Annotated in this window: 2 protein-coding genes; one reads left to right on the forward strand and one right to left on the reverse strand. The window is 60.8% G+C overall.

Annotated features, from left to right (window positions below):
- Window positions 1–94 precede the first annotated feature (94 nt).
- Window positions 95–946, forward strand: a complete 852-nt coding sequence (locus tag NW815_RS13565; protein ID WP_414332345.1) for a hypothetical protein — start codon at window positions 95–97, stop codon at window positions 944–946.
- On the opposite strand, the gene NW815_RS13570 is transcribed toward NW815_RS13565, so the two are convergent.
- Window positions 915–1,751 carry a metal ABC transporter permease gene (locus NW815_RS13570; RefSeq protein WP_414390279.1) on the reverse strand — a complete coding sequence of 279 codons (837 nt, stop codon included), beginning with the start codon at window positions 1,749–1,751 and terminating at the stop codon, window positions 915–917. The two genes, NW815_RS13565 and NW815_RS13570, sit on opposite strands and share 32 nt — an antisense overlap.
- Window positions 1,752–1,784: the final 33 nt, after the last annotated feature.

The raw sequence follows: 1,784 nt of genomic DNA on the forward strand, positions 1-1,784 counted from the left end.
TCCGGCCTTCAGGCCGGGGAGGATGTCAAACGAACGACACTTGCTTTCTGAGCCACTAACCTTGTAGAAAGACAAGGGCGAAAGGGCGGCTTTGATGCGGCGGCGCATTCTACAGCTTTGCATCCTCGGCTGGACGATGCTCCTCGTCCTGGCAGTGGGGGGCAGGGGATCCCTGCTGGTTCCCCACTTTTTTGGCATTGAAGCCCTGCAAGCCCAGGCTCAAACTCAAGCCGGAGAACTGCCGCAGCCGATGCGGCTCAAACTCCCCCCCGGCCTGGATCGCTACGCCTACGACAAGGCGGTGGGAGACTACTTTGAGGAAATCGAGCCGCTTTTGCCAGGTGGAGCCTATGCCCAGTGGGCCTTCTATCCCGTCCCTATCTACATCCAAGGGGATCACCCCCAGTGGAAGGCCTCCGTGGAGCAAGCGGTGAAGGAGTGGTCGGCCTACATCCCGCTCAAGGTGGTGGCCAAAGAGGAGGAGGCTTTCTACGGGATGAGCATTTACCGCGTTCCTCCTATTGGCGGCGGGGTGGCTGGGGCGGCCCGCCCGGAGTTTTTCTTCGCCTCCGATGGCTCTTTGCAGCAGCGGGTGCGCATCGTCATTGCAGAAGGACAGGGGTTGGCCGAAATAACGGCGGTGGCCCGACACGAGATCGGGCATGGGCTGGGGCTGTGGGGCCATAGCCCGAACCTGCGGGATCTGATGTATGGCGGACACCATGCGGCGGCTACCGGCAATCGGCGAGTGTTGCGGGTGCCCAACATTACCAAGCGGGATCTCAACACCCTCAAGCGCGTCTACGAGCAGCCCACCCTCAGCGGGCAGGTCTTTCCAGAGAGCTATCGCCGCCTGTTTGGCCAGCTTCTGCAGGAAAAGCCGCTGCCCGAGAGAGCTCTTGGATTGCCGCTAGCTAGAGCTGCAGGAGTTGCGACACCCCCTTGAGCGCCATAGCTAGGAGAAAAAAGAGCAACTGGGTGGCAACAATGCTGGGGCCGGAGGGCAGGTTGAAGGTTGCCGAGGCGATCATCCCCAGCACCGCGCTCAGTCCCCCAATGCCTATGGCCAGCATCACATAAGTCGTGAACCGGGATCCCAACATCCGTGCTGTCGAGGCCGGGATGACCACAAAAGCGCTCACCAGCAACACCCCCACCGAGCGAATTGAGAGCGCCACCACCACAGCCAGCAACACCACAAAGGCCAGCCGCTGCCAGCCCACCTGAACCCCTCGTGCCCGCGCCAGCGGCTCATCCAAGGTAAGCAACATCTGGGAGGGCAAAGTCAATCCCACATAGGCCGAGCTGATCAGCAAGAGGATCCCGCTCGTCCACAGGGCTGCCGGGCTGATCCCCAAAATCTCCCCAAACAACAACTGGTTGAGGTTGCCCCGATAGCCGGGCAGCAAGCTGAGGGCGATAACGGCCAGCGCCAAAGAGGAAGAGTAGATGATGTTCAGCACCGCATCCGCCGACAGTTGAGTGCGCTCCAAGACAAAGGTGACGCCCAAAGCAAATCCCACCCCAAACACCATCAACACCACGGTGGGATTCAGCCCCAGCAGCACTCCCAAAACAATCCCCAGCAGAGCCGAATGCCCCAGGGCATCGCTAAAAAACGACAGTTGCCGCAGAATAACAAAACTGCCCAGCAGCCCACCTGTCATGCCGGTGAGGATCCCGCCCAGCATGGCCCGCTGCATAAAGGGCAACTGCAACAGCTCCACTACCCGCACCCAGCCCTCCAACATCGCCTTCCCCTCAGCTAGAAATCGCAGGAGCCC

Source organism: Synechococcus sp. R6-7, assembly GCF_047461695.1.
In the GTDB taxonomy this organism is placed as follows: domain Bacteria; phylum Cyanobacteriota; class Cyanobacteriia; order Thermostichales; family Thermostichaceae; genus Thermostichus.

Bases quoted from the DNA above. Each gene is read 5' to 3' on its own strand.
- NW815_RS13565 (WP_414332345.1), top strand. From the start codon at position 95: ATGCGGCGGCGCATTCTACAGCTTTGCATCCTCGGCTGGACGATGCTC.
- NW815_RS13570 (WP_414390279.1), bottom strand. From the start codon at position 1,751: ATGTTGGAGGGCTGGGTGCGGGTAGTGGAGCTGTTGCAGTTGCCCTTT.